At 47.4% G+C, this 5,635-nt stretch carries 7 protein-coding genes and 1 pseudogene; all 8 read right to left on the reverse strand.

Annotated elements, in window-relative coordinates:
- Window positions 1-421 precede the first annotated feature (421 nt).
- The 8 genes and pseudogenes from H6F68_RS11165 to H6F68_RS11200 all read right to left on the reverse strand — a co-directional run bounded on the left by H6F68_RS11165 (window position 422) and on the right by H6F68_RS11200 (window position 5,515).
- The gene (locus H6F68_RS11165) at window positions 422-1,390 is read right to left on the reverse strand and encodes a type II CAAX endopeptidase family protein (RefSeq protein WP_190559006.1); all 969 of its coding nucleotides are present in this window, start codon (window positions 1,388-1,390) and stop codon (window positions 422-424) included.
- A gap of 30 nt (window positions 1,391-1,420) precedes the next feature.
- Window positions 1,421-1,540 (reverse strand): AraC family transcriptional regulator, encoded by a 120-nt coding sequence (locus H6F68_RS29605; protein WP_313930085.1) that lies wholly within the window; start codon window positions 1,538-1,540, stop codon window positions 1,421-1,423.
- A 245-nt stretch (window positions 1,541-1,785) separates the two neighbouring features.
- Window positions 1,786-2,547 (reverse strand): SDR family NAD(P)-dependent oxidoreductase, encoded by a 762-nt coding sequence (locus H6F68_RS11175; protein WP_190559009.1) that lies wholly within the window; start codon window positions 2,545-2,547, stop codon window positions 1,786-1,788.
- A 151-nt stretch (window positions 2,548-2,698) separates the two neighbouring features.
- The gene (locus tag H6F68_RS11180; protein WP_190559011.1) at window positions 2,699-3,055 is read right to left on the reverse strand and encodes an AraC family transcriptional regulator; all 357 of its coding nucleotides are present in this window, start codon (window positions 3,053-3,055) and stop codon (window positions 2,699-2,701) included.
- A 231-nt stretch (window positions 3,056-3,286) separates the two neighbouring features.
- Complete coding sequence (locus H6F68_RS28995; RefSeq protein WP_190559013.1) at window positions 3,287-3,655, reverse strand: response regulator transcription factor; 369 nt, start codon at window positions 3,653-3,655, stop codon at window positions 3,287-3,289.
- 47 nt (window positions 3,656-3,702) lie between these two features.
- Window positions 3,703-4,260 carry a DsbA family protein gene (locus H6F68_RS11190; protein ID WP_190559015.1) on the reverse strand — a complete coding sequence of 186 codons (558 nt, stop codon included), beginning with the start codon at window positions 4,258-4,260 and terminating at the stop codon, window positions 3,703-3,705.
- 126 nt (window positions 4,261-4,386) lie between these two features.
- Window positions 4,387-4,599, reverse strand: a pseudogene (locus H6F68_RS29785) (peptidoglycan-binding protein); the annotation flags it as partial.
- A gap of 286 nt (window positions 4,600-4,885) precedes the next feature.
- Window positions 4,886-5,515 carry a response regulator transcription factor gene (locus tag H6F68_RS11200; protein WP_190559017.1) on the reverse strand — a complete coding sequence of 210 codons (630 nt, stop codon included), beginning with the start codon at window positions 5,513-5,515 and terminating at the stop codon, window positions 4,886-4,888.
- Window positions 5,516-5,635 lie beyond the last annotated feature (120 nt).

Below are 5,635 nucleotides of genomic sequence, written 5' to 3' on the forward strand. Positions count from 1 at the left end.
AAATTTGCTTGTCCGTCTACAGTTTGCTCTTTGACCATGATTAAATACTCCTGTTTCTATCTATCTAAAGTGTCTTGAGTTCCAATGCTTGACTGCTTTCAGATGCTTAAAATGATTTGTCAGATTCTTGTGGTGTTTGTGAACTTATTTCAATGGACGTATAAGCATTCAGCGCCTGTTTCGCGAATCAGTTTGGCGGTTTTTTCACCTTCTGCGTCGCGTCTGCCTGAGAATACGACCTTTGCTCCAGCAGCACCGAAGGCGATAACTTCGTTAAGCTTTCCTTCGGAACGCTACGCGAACGCTAACGCGGTTGCACGACCAATTCCTGAAGTTTCACCAGTGACTAACGCCACTTTATCTTGCAGTATCATTTTGTTTCTCCTGTTGTAATTAAATGACCAGCAACGAACTGACGAAATCACCGACGACCAATCCGACCGCTCTGGAAAACGGGTTCGGATGCCTCGTCGTGTTTGAACACCTTGTAGGCGATCGCCAGGAACACGGGTATTGCAACTAGCACCGATAGCGCCCCGTAGGTGGCGTGATACTCGCTGATTGTGAACGGAGCCGGTGTGGTCACAGCACTTCCAGTGATGTTAAACAGGAGTATGCTACCGATGTTGTTCGCGAAATGTGCGCCGATGGCGAGTTCAGTGGTTCCGTCAATCAACGAGACCACGGTCCACAACAGACCCGGAACGAGGAAGTAGTTGGAGAAGACCGTGAGCCAGCCGCCTGCGCTCACCTCCGGGTTTAAGAGGTGCGGCAGGGTGAATACCATGGCCGCCACGAGCGCCAGAAAAACGCGGTTGGTCGAGATCATGCTCGCGCCCTGCACGATGTATCCGCGAAAGAACAGCTCCTCCGTGGTCGTCTGGATCGCGGTGAAGACCAGTGCCAGTGGCACGAAGAGCGCGGATGTCGCCAGGTCGAAGTTGAAGGTAAAGGTGTCGGGGTAGAAGAGGTACTGTCCCAGCACGCCTATCAGACACGCTGGAACGGACCACGCCACAAACCCCTGACCGATGCGACGCCAGCTTATCTTCTTCCGCGCCGTAATTAGCGTCAGGGGATGACGGCGGTGGATAAGGGTAACGGCGATGAGAACCCCCGCGAGGAAAAATGGGAAACCTGCCATAACAAACAGGAACTTCTCGAAAGGATCAAGCACGAGGTAATCAAGCACGAAGTAATCCGGCTGGCCGATGATCACGACGAGTACGCTGGCACCAGTCCCGACCACCAGCCACGCAAAGAGGATGATCACCAGCCCCAGAACATACCGCCACCCCCGATACTTACCCCACCTCGCAGCCTCTACGTAAGTCGCGTCTTTCACTTCCGTTCCGATTCCCAGATGTCCTTTGATTGCTTTGATCTTCATCTTTGTCTCCTTAACCCGTGCGTCATAGAGTTAGCGAATCTGTTTTGGGGTCATTCCAGTCAGGCGCTTGAATTGTTGCGTCAGATGGCTTTGACTCGAGAAACCGACTTCTAGAGCGATATCTGCGTTGGCGTAGCCTGTGCGTAGCACGTATCGCTAAATCTGTTTTCGACAGCATCAATTTCGCTTGTTCTACGCGCTGCTGAATCACGTACTGATGGCAAGGCTGATTCATCTCCTCAAACCCTTGCCTGATCTTCGTATCTATGGCTTGCCGCAGTAGACCTGTGTAAACTTCGCAATTTGATGCTCTACAAGTAGCTCAATCTGGAACTGATGTTCTGAATCATTTAATTAGCTAACATGATTTGTCTATCGATTGAAGTTGATTCGAGCTAGAGAGACTGCCCCCCGGAGACTTCGATTCTCTGTCCAGTAATCCATCGGTTCTCTTCCGACAGCAACAGCGCGATCGCCCCTCCAATATCATCAGGTTCACCCACCCGACCTAAAGCAGTTTGGGACGCGACGTACTTATTGATCTCTGGATTGTCCTGCACGACACTGCCCTCGGTTGCGATCGCTCCTGGAGCGACTACATTCACTGTGATTTGCCGCTGTCCTAGTTCCTTCGCTAAGGAGCGAGTCAGAACCTCGATCGCGCCCTTCGTGCTGGCATAGATCGCTCGTCCTGGGCTTATGGTGCGGGTCAGAAACGATGAAACATTCACGATTCGTCCACCATCTTTGAGCAATGGCAGCAACTTCTGAGTGAGAAAGAAGACACCCTTGAAGTTAATGTTGAATATTCGGTCAAATTCTTCCTCTGTTGTTTCTGCAAATAGTGAACCGCTACTAATTCCAGCGTTATTGATGAGGAAATCAAATTGCTCAATGTCCCAAGTGTTTTGCAGGGCTTGCTTGACTTTTATTACAAACGCATCAAGGGTTTCGATTTTGCCGATATCGAGCTGCAATGCCACTGCTTTATTGCCCATTGCCTCAATTTCAGAAACAACGGATTTTGCTTCCGCTTCACCGTTGAGGTAGGTCACAATTACGCCCACTCCTTTCTTTGCCACTGCTAAAGCAGTATTCTTTCCCAGTCCTCGACTCGCTCCTGCCACTAGAGCAATCTTTGGTTTATCTTGTGTCATTGCCTTATTTCTCCAATGAAAGACGATCAGGCGTACTCCTGGATAGAATTAATGGAGATATTAATCTTGCCGTTCTATCTACTCTGAGTATTCTGAGTTCTTGTGCTTGACTTCTTTCAGGTTCTTAAGCTAATTCGTCAGATTCTTCCTGTTAGCGCACCTGTTTTGGGGTCATTCCAGTACGGCGCTTAAACTGTTGGTTTAGATGGCTTTGGCTGGAGAAGCCGACTTGTAAAGCAATGTCTGCAATTGCCAAATCCGTTTTCGACAGCATCAATTTCGCTTGTTCCACTCGTTGTTGAATCACATACTGATGTGGAGAAATGTCGATCGCCTGTTTGAATGTACTGGCAAAGTAAGTGGGGCTAATGTTGATCACTTCTGCAAGTTCAGTCAGTGACAAATCTCGGTCAAGGTGAGTGTGAATATAGTCGAGTACTTGCTGCAACTGGGTGCACGTTAAGCCTCTGTTTTTGAATTCAAGGGTTGGCGATGTAATGGTTAGCATGGTGCAAAAATTGGTGGTTTGTTCGACAGAAAAAGCTAACCGCCAAAATCAGGTAGCTTACTGGCACTAGCAAGCAAAAACAGAATCTTTAAGTTAGAAATTGAGCGCGACAAAGCTGCCCAAGATATAAAAGCATGAGCCTTTAAATATCGACCGAATTGTCATGAATTAGATTGAAACCTTGCTTACTTTTCAGAAATAAACACTAGGCGCGAATGGGTCAGAAATTGCTCATATGAACTTCTTCAAAATGTTGCGGGTATGAGTTTTTGCCGTACCCACAGAAATATTCAGCTTCCGAGCGATCGCGATACTGTTGTCTCCATCAACAATCAATTGCAACACCTCCAACTCCCGATCTGTGAGTGATTCAGCGAGAATCATTTGCCTCAAGTCTGAATCAACTGCGCGAATATCGATCGCCTCAACCGAGTTACTGTCATCAGATGAAAGAGGATAGGCTTGTTGGAGCTGCTCAGCGACCTCTTGGGCAACCGTAACAAGAGCATGATTAGGAGAGCGCGCAGTGGGAAAATGAGTCTGAGTTGAAAACCTCGATTGCTTGAAATCATTTTTGGTCGATCGTGGACTGGATTTCATAAAATTGTCCTCAGTCAAAAATGGATGGCAAGCAAAGGTTGGGAAGATTAATGACTTGCAGCAACAATGGCTGTTATTAACTCTGTCATCTTCCAGCGTCCGGTATATCGAATGTTATTGATAAATAGGGTTGGAGCAGTCGTTACTCCACTCTGCATTCCGCCTTCAATATCTTCGTTGATGCGATCGATATGCACTTGTTTAGACAACTCTTTGAGAAACTGAGGAATGTCAAGCCCTAAATCATTGGCGTACTCGACAAGATAACCGTTCTCCAACCTTTGTTGATGGTCAAATAAAGTATCGCTCATTAACCAAAACTTTCCTTGGGCGGCGGCGGCTTCGGCGACTTGGGCTGCCCGTTGAGCATGGGGATAAATCTTTGTTTGTGGAAAATGACGGAAGATAAAACATAAATCATCCTCTCCAGAAGCAGCACTAAGCTCTCGTTTGATCGCTTTAATCAGCTTGTAAACGTCTGCACTTCTAGGACATTGATAGTCTCCATACATCACCAGCACGACCTTAGCACTCAGCACACCTTGCATCCAATCTTGGGTTGAAGGAGGTACAAGTAAGGAACTATGGCTACGATCGTCGTTCATTTTTCTACATCTGTATCAAGCCTGGAACATTGCCACGAAAGCTGGGAAAAACCCTATGATTTAGGCATTCCCAGCGTCAGCAATTTGAACCTAGGCTGAATAACTTTGAAATCGGTGATGGCTGCGTTAGCGTAGGTTCCGCCAACGGCGAGCAAATTCCTCTAGATTTGATCTAGAAATCTGGGATTGCAACCATTCAAACGCCTCTTTTTGATAGGGATATTTCGATGGCTCGTAGTAAATGGCTGCATCAGTCAGTTGAATGGGGCCACCTCGACGAAGGGCTTGCCAGGTTTTAGGTCCAACGATGCCATCTACAGCAAGTCCACTTTGCTGTTGAAACTAGCGTTGGGTCTGTCGCTGTGGCTGTGGGGGTAGAAGTCATAGATTTATCTCCAATAATTAGGATTGAAAATTCGATCGGGTTTACCGCTTTAGAGGAGTATGATTTGTCTGATTGGATGCACTTTTATTGCATACATTCAATGTAGGAGATCGCCTTTAAGTTGTCTTCTACAGCAAGTTAAAACTTTTACAGTACAAATTGGTAGAGTAACGATGCGATCGCAGAGTAGAAGGCTGGCTCTAACTTAAGTTAGAATCCGAATTTGATCGAAAGTACATCCTACAAACTGACAATGCCACGCTTAACAGCAACAATCACAGCTTGAGTGCGATCGCTAACATCTAGCTTATTCAAAATCCGATTGACATGGGATTTAACCGTACCTTCACCGATACTCAAAGCAGTCGCAATATCGGCATTGCTCATTCCCTGTGCGAGTGAGCGGAGGACTGCCAGTTCTCTTTCACTCAGTTCTGGATTGCTGAGCCGCTGTACCAACTTTGCTCCCACGTCAGGCGGAATATACTTCTGACCCCGATGAACGGTACGAATCGCATTCAGAAGCTCGTCAGGTTCAGTTTCTTTCAACAGGTATCCTTTTGCGCCTGCCTGCAATCCCCGATAAATATCTTCGTCGCCATCATATGTGGTCAGTACGATAATCCGAGCCGATTTAGCAGTCGCACGAATTGCACCGATGGCGGCAACTCCTTCTACTTCAGGCATGCGGAGATCCATCAGCGTGATATCCGGTTGGTGTTCCCCAAATAGAGCGATCGCCTGTTCCCCATTTTCAGCTTGGGCAATCACCTGCATATCTGGGTCACGGTTAATAATCGTGGCTAATCCTTGCCGAAAAATAGCATGATCGTCCGCAATCAGAACCCGAATGGTCGTGGCTTGGCTCATCGTGATATTACTCCCGATTGACGGTGACAATAATCTCTGTTCCCTGTCCAGGTTGACTCCGAATCGTGAGTTGTGCGCCGATGCGCTCTGCCCGTTCGCTCATGCCGAGTAAGCCAAAAC

It is taken from the genome of Trichocoleus sp. FACHB-262 (genome assembly GCF_014696035.1).
Lineage (GTDB): Bacteria > Cyanobacteriota > Cyanobacteriia > FACHB-46 > FACHB-46 > Trichocoleus.